The 14,904-nt window shown below is 63.6% G+C and carries 19 protein-coding genes; 10 read left to right on the forward strand and 9 right to left on the reverse strand.

Annotated features, from left to right (window positions below; genetic code table 11):
- Window positions 1–34 precede the first annotated feature (34 nt).
- From NKK51_RS01965 to NKK51_RS01995, 7 genes are all read left to right on the forward strand, one after another.
- Window positions 35–259, forward strand: coding sequence for a putative signal transducing protein (locus NKK51_RS01965; RefSeq protein ID WP_063167652.1), 225 nt, complete (start codon window positions 35–37; stop codon window positions 257–259).
- A complete protein-coding gene (locus tag NKK51_RS01970; protein ID WP_352550877.1) occupies window positions 259–1,059 on the forward strand; it encodes a tRNA1(Val) (adenine(37)-N6)-methyltransferase in 801 nt (266 codons plus the stop codon). Before NKK51_RS01965 ends, NKK51_RS01970 begins: the two co-directional genes overlap by 1 nt.
- Window positions 1,060–1,138: 79 nt before the next feature.
- Window positions 1,139–2,002: a S49 family peptidase gene (locus NKK51_RS01975; RefSeq protein WP_352550879.1), complete on the forward strand. Its 864-nt coding sequence runs from the start codon at window positions 1,139–1,141 to the stop codon at window positions 2,000–2,002.
- Between the two features lie 128 nt (window positions 2,003–2,130).
- A complete protein-coding gene (locus NKK51_RS01980) occupies window positions 2,131–2,316 on the forward strand; it encodes a membrane protein (protein ID WP_023808667.1) in 186 nt (61 codons plus the stop codon).
- Window positions 2,317–2,336: 20 nt separating this feature from the next.
- Window positions 2,337–3,236 (forward strand): 4-(cytidine 5'-diphospho)-2-C-methyl-D-erythritol kinase, encoded by a 900-nt coding sequence (locus NKK51_RS01985; RefSeq protein ID WP_352550882.1) that lies wholly within the window; start codon window positions 2,337–2,339, stop codon window positions 3,234–3,236.
- Complete coding sequence (moaB, locus tag NKK51_RS01990; protein ID WP_352550884.1) at window positions 3,223–3,777, forward strand: molybdenum cofactor biosynthesis protein B; 555 nt, start codon at window positions 3,223–3,225, stop codon at window positions 3,775–3,777. The genes NKK51_RS01985 and moaB overlap by 14 nt, the downstream gene beginning before the upstream one ends.
- A 141-nt stretch (window positions 3,778–3,918) precedes the next feature.
- Complete coding sequence (locus tag NKK51_RS01995) at window positions 3,919–4,341, forward strand: GFA family protein (RefSeq protein WP_352550886.1); 423 nt, start codon at window positions 3,919–3,921, stop codon at window positions 4,339–4,341.
- Between the two features lie 7 nt (window positions 4,342–4,348).
- Here the strand turns inward: NKK51_RS01995 and NKK51_RS02000 are convergent, their stop codons facing one another.
- Window positions 4,349–5,323: a hypothetical protein gene (locus tag NKK51_RS02000; RefSeq protein WP_023808671.1), complete on the reverse strand. Its 975-nt coding sequence runs from the start codon at window positions 5,321–5,323 to the stop codon at window positions 4,349–4,351.
- Window positions 5,324–5,466: 143 nt separating this feature from the next.
- Entirely contained in the window at window positions 5,467–5,991 is a 525-nt protein-coding gene (locus tag NKK51_RS02005; protein ID WP_023808672.1) for a glycosyltransferase, read from the reverse strand.
- Between the two features lie 149 nt (window positions 5,992–6,140).
- On the opposite strand from NKK51_RS02005, the gene NKK51_RS02010 reads away from it, so the two are divergent.
- Together NKK51_RS02010 and rnhB are read left to right on the forward strand one after the other, a co-directional pair.
- Window positions 6,141–7,295, forward strand: coding sequence for a PA0069 family radical SAM protein (locus tag NKK51_RS02010; RefSeq protein WP_023808673.1), 1,155 nt, complete (start codon window positions 6,141–6,143; stop codon window positions 7,293–7,295).
- A gap of 151 nt (window positions 7,296–7,446) precedes the next feature.
- Complete coding sequence (gene rnhB / locus NKK51_RS02015; RefSeq protein WP_127290952.1) at window positions 7,447–8,142, forward strand: ribonuclease HII; 696 nt, start codon at window positions 7,447–7,449, stop codon at window positions 8,140–8,142.
- Window positions 8,143–8,273: 131 nt separating this feature from the next.
- On the opposite strand, the gene NKK51_RS02020 is transcribed toward rnhB, so the two are convergent.
- From NKK51_RS02020 to NKK51_RS02050, 7 genes are all read right to left on the reverse strand, one after another.
- Window positions 8,274–8,765, reverse strand: coding sequence for a F0F1 ATP synthase subunit B (locus NKK51_RS02020; protein ID WP_023808675.1), 492 nt, complete (start codon window positions 8,763–8,765; stop codon window positions 8,274–8,276).
- 10 nt (window positions 8,766–8,775) lie between these two features.
- Window positions 8,776–9,375, reverse strand: a complete 600-nt coding sequence (locus NKK51_RS02025) for a F0F1 ATP synthase subunit B (RefSeq protein ID WP_127290956.1) — start codon at window positions 9,373–9,375, stop codon at window positions 8,776–8,778.
- Between the two features lie 63 nt (window positions 9,376–9,438).
- Window positions 9,439–9,663 carry a F0F1 ATP synthase subunit C gene (locus NKK51_RS02030; RefSeq protein WP_006206606.1) on the reverse strand — a complete coding sequence of 75 codons (225 nt, stop codon included), beginning with the start codon at window positions 9,661–9,663 and terminating at the stop codon, window positions 9,439–9,441.
- Between the two features lie 85 nt (window positions 9,664–9,748).
- Window positions 9,749–10,507, reverse strand: a complete 759-nt coding sequence (locus NKK51_RS02035; protein WP_023808677.1) for a F0F1 ATP synthase subunit A — start codon at window positions 10,505–10,507, stop codon at window positions 9,749–9,751.
- A 59-nt stretch (window positions 10,508–10,566) separates the two neighbouring features.
- The gene (locus NKK51_RS02040; RefSeq protein WP_023808678.1) at window positions 10,567–10,974 is read right to left on the reverse strand and encodes an AtpZ/AtpI family protein; all 408 of its coding nucleotides are present in this window, start codon (window positions 10,972–10,974) and stop codon (window positions 10,567–10,569) included.
- A 254-nt stretch (window positions 10,975–11,228) separates the two neighbouring features.
- Window positions 11,229–12,413, reverse strand: a complete 1,185-nt coding sequence (locus NKK51_RS02045; RefSeq protein WP_023808679.1) for a cell wall hydrolase — start codon at window positions 12,411–12,413, stop codon at window positions 11,229–11,231.
- A 144-nt stretch (window positions 12,414–12,557) separates the two neighbouring features.
- The gene (locus NKK51_RS02050) at window positions 12,558–13,853 is read right to left on the reverse strand and encodes an MFS transporter (protein WP_352550889.1); all 1,296 of its coding nucleotides are present in this window, start codon (window positions 13,851–13,853) and stop codon (window positions 12,558–12,560) included.
- 119 nt (window positions 13,854–13,972) lie between these two features.
- On the opposite strand from NKK51_RS02050, the gene NKK51_RS02055 reads away from it, so the two are divergent.
- A complete protein-coding gene (locus tag NKK51_RS02055; RefSeq protein ID WP_352440007.1) occupies window positions 13,973–14,896 on the forward strand; it encodes a LysR substrate-binding domain-containing protein in 924 nt (307 codons plus the stop codon).
- Window positions 14,897–14,904 lie beyond the last annotated feature (8 nt).

Raw genomic sequence — 14,904 nt, forward strand, 5'->3', positions numbered from 1 at the left:
TTACATCAATAGCGCAAACTGCGAGTTTCATATGATGATAGAACTTGTCCGCACCAACGATGCCGTGATCATCTCCTTTGTTGAATCGCTGATGCGCGACGCCGGCATCGCCTGCTTTGTCGCCGATCAGAATATGAGCATTCTCGAAGGGTCGATCGGCCTTTTGCAGAAACGCGTCATGGTCGATGCCGACCAGGCCGACGCGGCACGGCGCATCCTCAGGGATGCCGGCATCGCCAACGAAATCCGCGGAAAATAATGTCCGCCGCGCCCGCCGCCCTTGTCCCGGACACGCCGGCCCATACGGTCGACGCTTTCCATCGCGGCCGGTTCTGGCTCGTCCAGCCCAAGCAGGGCGGCCATCGCGCCGGCATGGATGCGATGATGCTGGCGGCATCCGTGCCATCGACCTTTGGCAGGCGCCTGGCCGATTTCGGCGCCGGAGCCGGAGCTGCCGGACTGGCGGTGCTGTCACGCTGCCCGGCGGCAGAGGCGGTGCTTGTCGAACGCGCGCCGGAAATGGCGGCCTTCGCGGCGGCGACGCTTGCCCATCCCGGCAATGCCCATCTCAGCGATCGCGCCTCCGTGCTGGTCGCCGATGTCACCGTATCGGGCCGGGCGCGGGCGGCCGCCGGCCTCGCCGACAACGACTTCGACTTCGTCATCATGAACCCGCCTTTCAATGCTCCCCGGGACCGGGCCACATCGGATCGCCTGCGAAAGGAAGCCCATGTCATGGAGGACGGGCTGTTCAAGAGCTGGATCAGAAGTGCGGCGGCGGTGGTCAAGCCGCGCGGCGGGCTCGCCGTAATCGCCCGGCCCGAACAGCTCGGCGCCATTCTCGATGCGATCACAGGCCGCTTCGGCGATGCCGAGATGCTCGCCGTCCACCCTCGTCCCGATGCGGCGGCGATCCGCATCGTCGTGCGGGCAGCGCTCGGGGCACGGGGAAAGCTCGCCATACGCCCGCCCCTGATGCTCCACGCGCAATCAGGCAACGGCCCCGACGAGCGCAGCGAAATGATCGCCAACGGCCTCGCCTCGCTGTTCGGAGATTGAGCTATTCTGCCCGGCGACATTGCCGTTGGCCGGGAAATCCCTACATGCCTGCAACCCATCGACCGGAGACTGCGCCCTCGTGAAACGCCTTATCAACCGCCTGCTGCCGAAATCCTGGCGCTCCACCGCCGTCACTATTCCGGTCATCCGGCTGCACGGCACCATCATGGCAGGCGGTGGCCAGTTTCGGCCGAGCCTGTCGCTGGCTTCCACCGCCGGCCTCATCGAGAAGGCGTTTTCCTACGACGCGCCGGCGGTCGCCATCTCGATCAATTCGCCGGGCGGCTCGCCGGTGCAGTCTCGGCTGATCTTCAAGCGCATCCGCGACCTGGCCACGGAAAAGAACAAAAAGGTACTGGTCTTCGTCGAGGATGTGGCGGCGTCGGGCGGCTACATGATCGCGGTCGCTGGCGACGAGATCTTCGCCGATCCGTCGTCCATCGTCGGTTCGATCGGCGTGGTGTCGGCCTCGTTCGGCTTCCCTGAACTGATGAAAAAGATTGGCATCGAGCGACGTGTCCACACCGCTGGCCAGAACAAGGCGGTGCTCGATCCGTTCAAGCCCGAGAAGAAGGAAGATGTCGAACGGCTGAAGGCGCTACAGCTCGAGGTGCACGCAACCTTCATCGACCTCGTCAAGGAGCGGCGCGGCACGAAACTGAAGGACGACCCGGAACTGTTCACCGGCCTGTTCTGGACAGGCATCAAGGGCCTCGAACTCGGTCTGGTCGATGCGCTCGGCGACATGCGCACTGTGCTCAAGACCCGTTTCGGGGCGAAAACCCAGCTCAGGCTGATCACGACACCGCGCGGTTTTCTTAGCCGCTTCGGCCTGTTCGGCTCAAGCAAGGGCTTTTCAGCGCCCGATATCGTAGCCGCTGCCGCCAGCGGCGTGATCGATGCGGCGGAAGAGCGCGCATTGTGGTCTCGCTTCGGGCTTTGAAAACTCGGCAGAACCGTCTAGCATGAGAGCTTGAGTTTCATGCATGTCGTGTTGCCAAAAGCGGGTCGACATGCATCAACCGACCCGACCGGCCGCCTTCGCCGGCCCAGCGTGGGAGGAGTTTTGGCATGCCGCAGATCATTTTCTTCGCCGTCGTTGGCGTTGCCGCCTATTTCGGCTACCGCACCTTCATTAGGGAAGCCGAGCGTGTGACCGCCAAGGTGCGACGCACAGAAAAGCAGACGGCCAACGGCGCGATCGGCACTTTGGTCAAGGATCCGAAGACCGGCGAATACCGGCTGGCCAAGGACTGAGCATCATCCCGCAGACGATTGTGGACACCGACATCGGGTCGCGTAGCTGGCACGCACACGCCAAAATCAATCTTGCGCTGCATGTCACCGGCAGGCGCCCTGACGGCTATCATCTGATCGAGAGCCTGGCGGTGTTCACACGGTTTGGCGACAGGGTCGAAATCGCGCCCGCCGACGGCGATGAGTTTACCGTATCCGGCCGTTACGCCCCGGCCGTTCCTCTCGACGCCAGCAATCTGGTGCTCAAGGCGCGCGATGCCCTGCGGCAGACAGCCGGGCAAGAGCGCACACCGCCGGTCGCCATCCGGCTCGAAAAGAACCTGCCGGTCGCCTCCGGCGTCGGCGGCGGTTCGAGCGACGCGGCAGCCGTGCTGCGCGGGCTGGCGCAGACTTGGGCCCTGGACATCGATGGCACCGAGCTGGCACGGATCGGCCTCTCGCTTGGCGCCGATGTGCCGATGTGCCTGGCGGCGAAGCCGCTGGTCGCGCGCGGCATCGGCGACGAGCTGTCGATGGTGCCGGATTTTTCGGCGCTTGGGCTGGTGCTGGTCAATCCGGGCACGCCGATCTCGACGGCGGATGTCTTTGCAGCGCTTTCCCGGCGCGACAATGAGGCCTTGCCGCCGCTGCCGCGCAGCATCGATTTTCACAGCCTGCGCAACTGGCTGGAGATCACCCGCAACGATCTCGAGCCCGCGGCGCTGGAGGTGCAACCCGCAATCGGTAGGGCGCTTTCCTGGCTGAACAAGGCCGGATCGGGGTTCTCGCGGATGTCGGGATCCGGCGCGACATGTTTCGGCCTGTTCGAAACCGGCAATGTCGCCAAGCGCGCCGCCGCCGAAATCCGCGGCCGCCAGCCCGACTGGTTCGTTGCCGCGACGCGCAGCATCGCATCGGAGGGCGCAGATGGCCAGAATTGACGAGAGCCGCTCCTTCATTCCCGTGCGCATCGCGGTGCTGACCGTTTCGGATACGCGCAGCCTCGCCGACGACAAATCCGGCCAGACGCTGGCCGACCGCATCACCGAGGCCGGCCATCTGCTGGCGGCCCGCAATATCGTCACCGACGACCGCGAGAAAATCCGCGACACGGTTCTGGCGTGGTCACAGGACAAGAATATCGATGTCGTCATCACCACCGGCGGCACCGGCTTCACAGGCCGTGACGTGACGCCGGACGCGCTGGAGCCGATCTTCGAAAAGCGCATGGATGGCTTTTCGGAAGTGTTCCACCGGATTTCCTACGACAAGATCGGCACCTCGACGATCCAGAGCCGGGCGACCGGCGGCGTCGTCAACGCCACCTTCGTCTTCGTGCTGCCGGGTTCGCCAGGTGCCTGCAAGGACGCGTGGGACGGCATCCTGAAAGCGCAGCTCGACTACCGGCACATGCCATGCAACTTCGTCGAGATCATGCCGCGCCTGGACGAGCATTTGCGGCGCAGCAAATTGGCTCTGTAAAACCCGAGGCAAAGCGCCGGTTCCACGCCGCGTTTGCCCGGCAAAACAGCACCGGCGCCTTCGAAACCCCATTCCAACCCGGACCTCGGAAAAGTACCTTGTCTGAAGGCGATCATCGCCGTTCACGACAAGGCAGCTACGATGACCGTGCACACCGGTGGATGCCATTGCGGCAACATACGCCTTGCATTTTCAACCGAACTCGACCCATCGCAAATCGAAGTTCGCGCCTGCCAATGCTCGTTCTGTGTCAGACATGGTTCGCGCGCGGCTGCCGATCCGGACGGCAGACTGGTCATCTCGGTCAAGGATGAGGCGCGATTGCGAAAATATCAGTTCGGGCTGAGGACGGCCGACTATTTGATCTGCCGGGATTGCGGCGTCTATGTCGCCGCAATCGCCGGAGAGGATGACGCAAGGGCGATCGTCATCATCAACGCCCTGGACGACCGCGAGCGGTTCAACCAGGAGCCGGTCCGTGTCGACTTCGATACGGAAAACAGGGCGCAGCGCCAAGCCAGACGCCGCACACACTGGACACCTGTCGAGATGAGCTTCGGATAGGCAGCTCTCAGCGGATGACCGGCTCGCCATGAAACCGTCGGCGCGACGGCGGCGATACGCCGAAGCCGACTTCCATCATCAGTCGCGGCGTGCGTGCCGGCACGGTGCCCATATGAAAGCCAAAGGGGTCCTCGACGAAGCCGAGACCGGCCTCGCCGGTCAGCGTCACCGGGCTCTGCTCGCCATAGACATCCAGAACCTGTTGCGCGGGATGGCCGACCAGAAGGGTAAGCTGATGCTTGAGGCTGCGGCGCTTGTGGCTGCCCCTGACATAGACATGCGGACCGGTGTCGGCGTCGACCGGCTTGAGGTAGAAGAAGAATTTCAGCATGCGCCAGTCGTCGAGGTCAAAATGATACTTGCCGAGCGAGGCGAGGTTCTTGTCGGCATCCGAAGCGGCACCTGTGGGAAAACTCCACCAGACCCGCGTCGTGATCAGTTTCGCCTGGCCGCCGAGATAGTGCGCGGCAATATCCAGAAGCAGCGGATCGCGCTGGATGGCAAGCGCCGCCGGGCAGTCGAGGATGCGCTCGAAAAAATGCCCGCTAAGCAGCGAGCGGCCAAGGCGTTTCTCGGCCTCGGCATGTTCCCCCGGCATGAATTCGAGACGGCGGTCGAAATTGCCGAAGCAAGGCGTGCGCCCGGCGAAGTCGGCGATCTCTTCATGGATATCAGGCGGCAGGACCAGGCCTGAGAACAGCCCGTCGGAGCGCAACGCATCGACGACCGCTCCCCGTTCGACACCGGCAAACATCGTATCCCCGGCATTGGCGACCGGGCGGGCGCGCTTTGCGCCGAGCCAATGCATGCGGCGTCCGGGCATGGTGCGCGCCAACACGAACATCGGCAGCCAGGCAGGGTTCTCACGCAGGTCCGTCAGATAGGTTGGAATACGCACGGCGATGCGCCGCAGCAGGCTGCCGTTGCGCGCAATGGCCTCGAGACTGGCCGCGCCGGATGTGTCGGGGGTTGAAAGCTTCATTGGGTCCTCGGCTATGAGAGCACCACCGATGCCGCATCGGTGCTCGCCTCTCGGCATGACCCAAACCCAATTCCCGCTTGAACGGAAGCTAACCCCGCGTCAAATTTTGTGCAATGCACAATGACCTGAGCAACTGCAAAAAATCACGTCGAGGGGCGGCGCTCCTGCTTGGCCGGCGCCATCCAGATTTCGGCGTCGAGCCGCTTCGTCGCGAGGCCGCGGGCGATGGCCTCGGCACTGCCGGCACTCTTGGCCGCGGCCGCCGCCTGACGCTTGCTGATCAGCAATCCGTCGGCCAAGGCGCGGTTTCCCGAAAAGACCCGGGCCAGGAATGGCGTGCGACTGGCTCGCGTGCGCGAAAACCGTGCCGCCATGGTCTGCCTGGCCGTATGGGCGACAACTTCATCGATCCAGCCCTCCACCAGCCGCGCGCCCGGCTCCAGGAGCAGCAACCAATCCCCCTTGGCCTGGCGGATGCCGGCAGCGACACCGCCCGTCACGTACTGACAGCCGGCATGCTCGGCCACATGATGCGTCTGGTCGGTAGAGCCTGTGTCGCAGACGATGACTTCACGCACCACGCCTTCGACCGCGCCGCCAATCAGCGAGGCGAGCGTGCGGGCGAGGCCCTCCTCGTCGTTGCGGGTTTCGATGAGAACACTGAGCATGCTGAGCCGAATAGCGGAAAGCGCCCGACAGCGCCAGTTTTGCATCGCACCATAGAAAGTTCTTGCTTTGTTCTTATCAACGAAATAGGAATAATTTCATGAGCAGAGCGATTCGACACAACATGGACAGTCCCTGGGAGCGGGCGAAAATGGAACAGATCGTGCGCGCCGACATTGCAGCTTTCGGAGCAGGAAGAGCCGAGATGGCCAACGCGATGGTCGAGCAGAGCGGCATGCGTGTCCGCCCGGACCGCAACCGCGGCAGGTCAGCGGGTATCAATCCGTCCGGCCGGTTCGAGCCGGTCAGCCGGCACGTGTTCGACGATGGCTGGAATTCGCTGGAGGAACTGCCGCCCTTCAAGACCGAAGTGCAGGTCGAGAAGCCGCGCACAATCATCACCCGCAACGAATCGCCCGACATTTCCTTCGACCGTTCCATCAACCCCTATCGCGGCTGCGAGCATGGCTGCGTCTATTGCTTTGCCCGCCCGACGCACGCGTTCATGGGCCTGTCGCCGGGTCTGGATTTCGAATCGAAGTTGTTCGCCAAGCCTGATGCGGCGCGCTTGCTTGACAAGGAGCTTTCGAAAGACAGCTACCAGCCGCGCACCATCGCCATCGGCACCAACACCGACCCCTACCAGCCCATCGAGAAGCAATACCGGATCATGCGCGAAATTCTCGAAGTGCTGGAAGCGCGCGGCCATCCAGTCGGCATCGTGACAAAGTCCGCTCTGGTGACGCGCGATATCGATATCCTGTCACGCATGGCCGAACGCGGGCTCGCCAAGGTGGCGCTGTCGGTGACGACGCTCGACCGTATGCTGGCGCGCACCATGGAGCCGCGCGCGTCGACACCGACCAAGCGGCTGGAAGCGATCCGGCAGCTTTCGGATGCCGGCATTCCGGCGTCGGTCATGGTGGCTCCTATCATTCCGGGCCTGACCGATCCGGAGATGGAACGCATCCTCGATTCCGCACGTGCGGCCGGCGCGCGCGAAGCGGGCTACGTGATCCTGCGCCTGCCGCTGGAGGTCAGCCCGATCTTCAAGGATTGGCTGCTGCGCCATTATCCCGACCGCTACCGCCATGTGATGTCGCTGGTCCGCTCGATGCGCGACGGCAAGGACTACGATTCGGAATGGGGCAAGCGCATGAAGGGCGCCGGTCCCTACGCCTGGCAGATCGGCCGGCGCTTCGAGATCACAGCCAAGCGGCTCGGCCTCAATGCCGAACGGCGCACGTTGCGAACCGACCAGTTCGTTGCCGCCGGGAAAGATCAGGTGCAGCTGACGCTGCTTTGAGAGACAATTCGTCGCGATGGTTTGATCCGTCGCGGCACCAGAATCCCGTCCGGCCTGCCCCGGCCTGCAGACGGTGCCCTCCCGGTCCGGCGCCCCACCCGACCCGGAGGGACTTGCGGAGAATCAGAGCCGATGCGAACCTCGCCGCAACATGGCTCGCGCGCGTTCTGATTCTCCGCCTCTCTTTGAGATCATCGAGAAGCCTGACTTCTCCTTCGAGACGAAGGCGATGGCGGAGGGCCTGTGGCCGGTCGCCGGGATGGACGAGGCCGGCCGTGGCCCCCTGGCCGGGCCGGTGGTCGCTGCGGCGGTGGTGCTCGATCCCGCCAACATTCCGGACGGCCTCGACGATTCCAAACGCCTCAGCCATTTGCAGCGTGAGGCCTTGTTCCTGCGAATTCTTGGCTCCGCGCAGGCGGTCTCGATGGCCTCAATCAGTGCCGAGGGCATCGACGGCAGCAACATCCTCAAGGCAAGCCTGGAAGCCATGCGGCGCGCCCTGGTCGGACTGTCGGTCCGACCGAAACTAGCCCTCGCTGATGGACGCGACGTGCCGCCGGGGCTGCCTTGTGAAGGGCGCGCGCTGATCAAGGGCGACCAGCGTTCGCAATCGATCGCTGCCGCCTCGATCGTCGCCAAGGTGATGCGTGACCGCATGATGTGCGGCTGCGGCAATCATCACGACCGCTACGGGTTCGAAGTCCACATGGGCTACGCCACGGTTCGCCATCGCACCGCGATCGAAGCGCATGGCCCGGTGGCGCGGCTGCATCGCGTGTCGTTTTCGCCGTTCAGGCTGGGTGGCGCTGAAGTGGTCGAAGAAGAGAGCTTTGCTGGGCTGGATTGAGCAACGGCAGCAGCGACAAGTCAATCTCCCCCTTGTGGGGAGATTGACCGCTTCGGCGTCTCACGCACTCTCCAAGCAAAAAAGCCGCCAGGTTGCCCGGGCGGCTTTAATTGTATGAGGGCTGTGAGGGCTCAGTTCAGCTTCGACTTCACGTCCGCAAGCGAAGCCTTGAACAGATCGGCACCGGCCTTGGCGTCGATCTTGCCGGCAAGCAGCGCGCGCGCTGCCTCGACGGCGATATCGACGGCGCTGGCGCGGACTTCGCTGATGGCGTCACGCTCGGCCTGGCCGATCTTCTGTTCGGCAAGCGCGGTGCGCCTGACAACATAGTCCTCGGTTTTCTTGTGCGCCTCGGCGGCAAGCATATCGGCTTCGCGCTTGGCGGCGGCGACGATGTCGGCGGCCTCCTGCTCGGCTTCCTTGCGCTTGCGCTGATACTGGCCAAGCAGTTGCTGGGCCTCCTCGCGCAGTCGGCGTGCTTCGTCCAGTTCATTGCTGATCCTGGCGGCGCGGGCGTCGAGCGCCTTGGCGATCAGGCGAGGCACCTTGATGTAGACGGCAATGCCCAGGAAGATGACCAGGGCAACCGTGGCCCAGAGCGTCGCGAGAGATGTGTAATCCATGATGCGCTCCTCACCGGGCCACGGATTTGACCGCGGCCGCGATCTCGGCCTTGCTGGCCTTGCCGCCAACCAGGGCTTCGACGATCGCCGAAGCGGTATCCTCGGCGATGCTGCCGACTTCCTTCATGGCATTGGCCTTGATGGAAGAAATGCGGGCTTCGGCTTCGCCAAGCTTGGCGTCGAGCGCGGCCTCGACCTTCTTGCGCGCGGTGTCGGCCTCGGCCTTGGCCGCGTCGTTGGCCTGCTGGCCGATCGCGTTGGCCTTGGTCTTGGCTTCCGCCAGTTCCTGCTCGTAGGCAGCAACGGCGGCGTCGGCCTCGCCCTTCAACTTGGCCGCCTGATCAAGGTCCTGCGTGATGCGATCGTTGCGGACATCGATGATGCCGCCGACGCGCGGCATCACCACCCGCTTCAGGAAGAGATAGAACAGCCCGAAGGTGATCGCCAGCCACAGAAGCTGCGACGGGAACGTCGCCGGATCGAATGGCGGAAACGTGCCATGCGCTTCAGCAGGCACGCTGGTGCCGGAATGCGTTTCGCCTTCCGTCGCAGCGTGGCTGGTATCGGCTGATGGCGCGGACTCTTGCGCAAAGGCAGATGTCACGAACATGGACTATCCCCGAAATTCAGGCCCGCCGCTTGCGCGGCCGGCCTGTCCAATCTTCCCGAGTGCTCAGCCGAACAGGGCCAGAAGCGCGATGAGAAGCGAGAAGATGCCCAGAGCTTCGGTCACGGCGAAGCCGAAGATCAGGCGGCCGAACTGGCCATCGGCAGCCGACGGGTTGCGCAGAGCGCCCGCCAGGTAGCTGCCGAAGATGTTGCCGAGGCCAATGCCCGCGCCACCCATGCCCAGGCAAGCGATGCCGGCGCCGATGTACTTTGCTGCTTCTGCGTCCATTTGTTCAACTCCTTTGGATCTAAAATTCCGTTGCGATTCCATCCGGCGCCAATGTTGGAAATTCCTGGGCCGGAAACTTTTGGACCTAATGCCCGGGGTGCAGGGCGTCGTTGAGATACATGCAGGTCAACACGGCAAAGACGTAGGCCTGCAGGAAGGCGACCAGCAGTTCCAGTGCCGTCAGCGCCACCGCCATCGCCAGAGGCAGGATAGAGCCGGCGACGCCGACCGCGCCGAGCGCGCTCAGGCTGACCACGAAGCCGGAGAACACCTTCAGCGTGATGTGGCCGGCGAGCATGTTGGCGAACAGACGAACCGAGAGGCTGACCGGGCGCGACACGAAGGAGATCACTTCGATCAGCACCACCAGTGGCAGCAGGAAGACCGGCACGCCATGCGGCACGAACAGTTTCAGGAAGCCAAAACCATGCTTCATGAAGCCGTAGACGACCACGGTTGCGATCACCAGCACGGCAAGGCCGAAGGTGACGATGATGTGGCTGGTGACGGTGAAGAAATACGGGAACAGGCCAAGCAGATTGGCGACGAGCACGAACATGAACAGCGAGAACACGAGAGGGAAGAACTTCATGCCTTGCGTGCCGGCGGCATCGCGCAACATGTTGCCGACGAACTCGTAGGCCATCTCGGAGACCGACTGAAGCCGCCCGGGAACCAGGCTGCGGCTCGACGTCGTGAGAAACAGGAATCCAGCCGCGACGATCACGGTTGCGACCATGAACAGCGCCGAATTGGTGAAAGACAGGTCATAGCCGCCGATGTCGATCGGAATCAGCTTGTTGATATGGAACTGGTGGATCGGATCGACCTTGTCAGCTGCCACGTTCAAACCCCGTCAATGCCGCGTACGGCCTCGTTACCATTACCGCACATGAAGCGCGGTCATTTCTTGTCGTCTTGGTCACGGCGCGATTTATCGCCCTGTCCAAATTCTGCCACAACGCCGGCGGAACGCATCACATTGAGCACTCCGGCGCCAAAACCAAGCAGCAGAAACACGATCAGACCCCATGGCGATGTCCCCGCCAGACGGTCGATGATCCAGCCGATGCCGGCACCCACCACCACCCCGGCGATAAACTCGCTGGAGAGTTTGAGCGCCTGACCATAACCGGCCACACTGCCCGCTTTCGCGTCGTCTTTCCCCTCGAGCCGGCCCGGCCGCCTTGTCGCAAGCGAAGCTTCAAGGTCACGGCGGCGGCGCTCAAGATCGTCGTCGCGGATATCGGGTTCATGCTGATTGCCGCGGCCGGTTTTTCCGGTTCCGTCTGGCCCATTCTTGTCGGCCATCGCAACCCCCCTGCCCGGTCAGACCGTCACCGTCCGTCCGCTTCTAAAGTCGCCGGCAACATAGTTAGAGGGTTTGCGCCCGTCAAGCCACGGGCGGAAGTTCATTGCCATGTATTTTAGGCAATAAAATCAATCAATTAGAAAGGTGCGACATCGTGCCCGCCATGATGACGAGGATGCATGGCGCGAATCCCCTGCGCAATGGCTCTTCGATAGGCTGCGCGCCACATCAAAGATCAGCGGCTGCTCTGCACTCAGCTCCAGCCGCCGCCATAGGTCCGATAGAAGATATGCAGGCCGATCTTGGTCATCTTCTGCATTGTGCGCGCCCAGCCGGGATGGACATATTGGGCATAGTAGTGGGTCGACGATCCGACCTCCGGGATGAAGATCTTGCCGGCAGTGACGGCCATGGCGATCTCCTGGGCGGTCTTGTAGGCGGCTGGGCTATCGATGCGCTTCTTCCTGCCGTCGCAGGCGAAGGAGAACTGGCAGCGGTTGAACCAGCTGTCGTTCTGGTAGACGACGCCGCAGATCGAATTCGGATAGGTCGGATTGCGGACGCGGTTGAGGATGACCTGGGCGACAGCGGCCTGGCCGCGCACGGATTCGCTCCTCGCCTCGAAATAGATGCCGTTGGCAAGGCATGCCTGCTCCTTTTGGGAGAAGACACTGGCGGGCAGCGGGTTCTGGATCCACGAATGATCGCCCTTGGCCATCGGCGGAATGAAGCGGCCCTCATTGGGCTGCTCGTCCTGAAGCAGGGCTTCGAAGGGCGATGCCTTGGCATAATCAGGCTCGGACTGCGCGTAGGCGGTGGCCAGCACGTCCGGATGGTCGTTGTTGACCAGCGCTGCCAGCATGGCCGGCACGCCGGGATCCGGCTTCTTGTCCTCGCGCGCATGGAATGCCGCGGCGATCTGGATTTCCTTGCCTTTGATCTGCGGCTTGGCGAAAGCCATTTTCAGGCCGCTGTCCATGCTGGGCCGCAGCAAGGAGGAGGTGCGCTCGAAGATCGAGCCGGCGTTGAAGTTCTTCGGCGGTGCGACGGGAGACATCTGGACGATGCGCCCTTTCTTCTCGGCGCGCACGACGCGGTCCTCATCGGGCGTGCCGCTGACTTTGCCGCCCTTGCCGCGAAACGACACGTTGCCGACACCGGCCAGGTGGACACCCGATCCGGAGATGGAGCCGGTGACGTCAGAATCGGCAAAGGGCATCTCGGCCGCATGGGTCGAGCCGGCGACGGATTTCTCGACATAGGAATTCCAGCGCGTGCTCGATGCTTCGAGGCCGGAAACCAGGCTCGTCATGTCCTGATAGGCGGCGACCGTCGGAAAGCCGATCCAGATGCCGAAACCGATGACGAGCGGAGCCAGAAAGCCACGTTTTCTCTCACCGGCGGCGGCAACCAGCCGCTTCAACACACGTCGATGCACGGAACACTCTCCAGGAACGCGACTGACCCCACTGGAGAGCAAAATGATGCATTAACCTTGATGGGACGTTAACGGCTTCGATCGGGTTTTCCCGGTCGGCCCGAGGTCGTGGTTGCGAAGTCAGGCGATTTTGCGGCCGACTATTCAGGCCGGACGCAGGAAGATCGGCCGGGCGATCAGCGCGCAGATGGCGGCCGCCAGCCAGACGCCGGACCAGGACCAGAGGTGCAAGAGCCCCGGAATGGCCACCGGTACCAGAAAGAAGCCGACAAAAACAAAGGTGTTGGCAAGACTGAGCGCGGTCCCGACATGGCTGGCGCCGGCAAGGGTGGCAAGCTCGGTGTATGCGACGCCGTGCCAGGCGGAGACGGAGATGCCTGCGACAATAAGCACGACTGGAAGGACCGCCAAGCAGATGAGCTGGCCGCCCGAAACGGTTGGGCCGAACAGGACCAGCAGCCAAAGCATGGCGAAGGCAAGGGCGCTGAACGCGCTGCACAAGCGAAGAAATTGGCGGCGGTTGCCGTGACGGTCGGTGAAGCGGCCGCTCCAGATGCGCATGACCATGGCGCCGATCTGAACGGCGGCGAGGCTCGCGCTGATCGCCGCCGTTCCCAACCCAACGAAATCGTGCAGGAACACGGAGGCGAAGGTGAGCACGGCCACCTGCGGAAAGCAGAGCAGGCCGATGGCGGTCGCGATACGCCAAACATCGCGGTTGCGCAGCGGCGCCGGTCCGGCCACAGCCGAAGCGAGATGGCCCTCCCCCGCCGTCGGCGGCTCGTGCAGCCAGCGCCAGGCGAACAGGGCAGACAGAGCGGATGCGCCCGCCAGCACCCCGAACACCGCGCCAAAGCCGAAAGCCAGCGCAAGCGAGGGCAGCACGAGCGCGCCAAGGCCGCCGCCGAGCGGCACCGCCGTCTGCCTGATGCTCATTGCGAAGCCGCGCTCGTTTTCCCGGAACCAGCCTATAATGGCGCGGCCGCTCGAACCGTTGACGCTGCCGCCGAGCAGTCCGGTGATGAGCAGGCTCGCGGCGAGCAGCGTGACGCCGGGAGTACCGGCCTTTGTCGGCACAACCAGCATCGCCATGACCAGGAGCCACACCGCCGTCGCGCCGAGCCCGACCAGGAGCACGCGGCGATCGCCCCAGCGATCGGTGAGCAGGCCCCAGGGCAGTTCGCTGAGCGCGACCCCCAGCCCGAGAAGGCCGAGCGCCAGGCCGAGCTCGGCATTGCCCAGGTGATAGCCCTGGCGAAGAACGACCGCCGTCGCCGGGATGCCGGAGAACGTAGCCGAGAAGGCGGCATTGGCGGCGACGCCGATGCCCAGAACCTTCCAGCGATGGCCGGGCTTGAATACCCTTTCGGCGGAACCGGCTGCCGTATCTTCCAGGAGTTCTGACGGCTGCCGGTCAGTGCAATTGACAATGGCGGACATGACTTCATTTCCCGTGCTGGCCAGTGGTCCGGCCTTGACGATCTGTCCCTACCGCCATAATTTCATCCTGAAAATCAGGAAGTTTTGGACATACAATCCTGAAAATCGGGACTTCACACATGCGACGCGTAACTTTCGACCTCGACGTCCTGCGCAGTTTCGTCACCGGTATGGAGCTGGGTAGCTTTGCCAAGGCCGCTGACCGGCTTGGCCGGTCGACGTCGGCGGTCAGCGCGCAATTGAAGAAACTGGAAGAACAGGCAGCGACGCCGATCTTCCGCAAATCAGGACGCGGCCTCGCTTTGACCGAGGCCGGCGAGACTATGCTCGGCTATGCGCGCCGGCTGATCGAATTGAATGACGAGGCGGCATCCGCCATCCATGATGTCGAGTTGGAAGGCTGGGTACGGCTCGGCTTGCAGGAAGATTTCGGCGAGGCGGTGCTGCCGGACGTGCTCGGCCGATTTGCCCGGGCGCACCCCAAGGTCAAGATCGAAGCCAGGATCGCACGCAGCCACGACCTTGCCGAAAGGGTCATGTCAGGCAGTCTCGACATCGCGCTCGCCTGGCACTGCGGCGAAACGCTGCCCTACAGCCAGCATGTCGCCGATGTGCCGATGCGTTGGATCGGGCCGGCAAAGCGCATCGAGACCAGCCTGCGCCACGGTGAGCCACTGCCGCTGGTGGCGCTCGAGGCGCCATGCCTTTTGCGTACGGTTGCAACTGAAACGCTCGACCGTGCCGGCCTGTCGTGGCGGATGGCCTTTTCCAGCCCAAGCCTTGGCGGCATCTGGGCCGCGGTTGCTGCGGGGCTGGGGCTGACGATCCGCACCGACATCGGCCTGCCGGCCAGCGTCAGCGCAATGACGCCGGAGATCGCCGGATTGCCCGCCCTGCCCAAGATGGCGTTGTTCCTGCATCGCAAGGACGCCGAGGCGGAGCCGGTGGCGGCCCGCCTCGGCGATATCCTGCTGGACGCCGCACGGCAAGCGCTGCCCGAAAATGCGCGGGTCAGCGACAACGGCCTGCGCAACGTGGCGTGATCATGAAG

Source organism: Mesorhizobium sp. M0011, assembly GCF_040324155.1.
Taxonomy (GTDB): domain Bacteria; phylum Pseudomonadota; class Alphaproteobacteria; order Rhizobiales; family Rhizobiaceae; genus Mesorhizobium.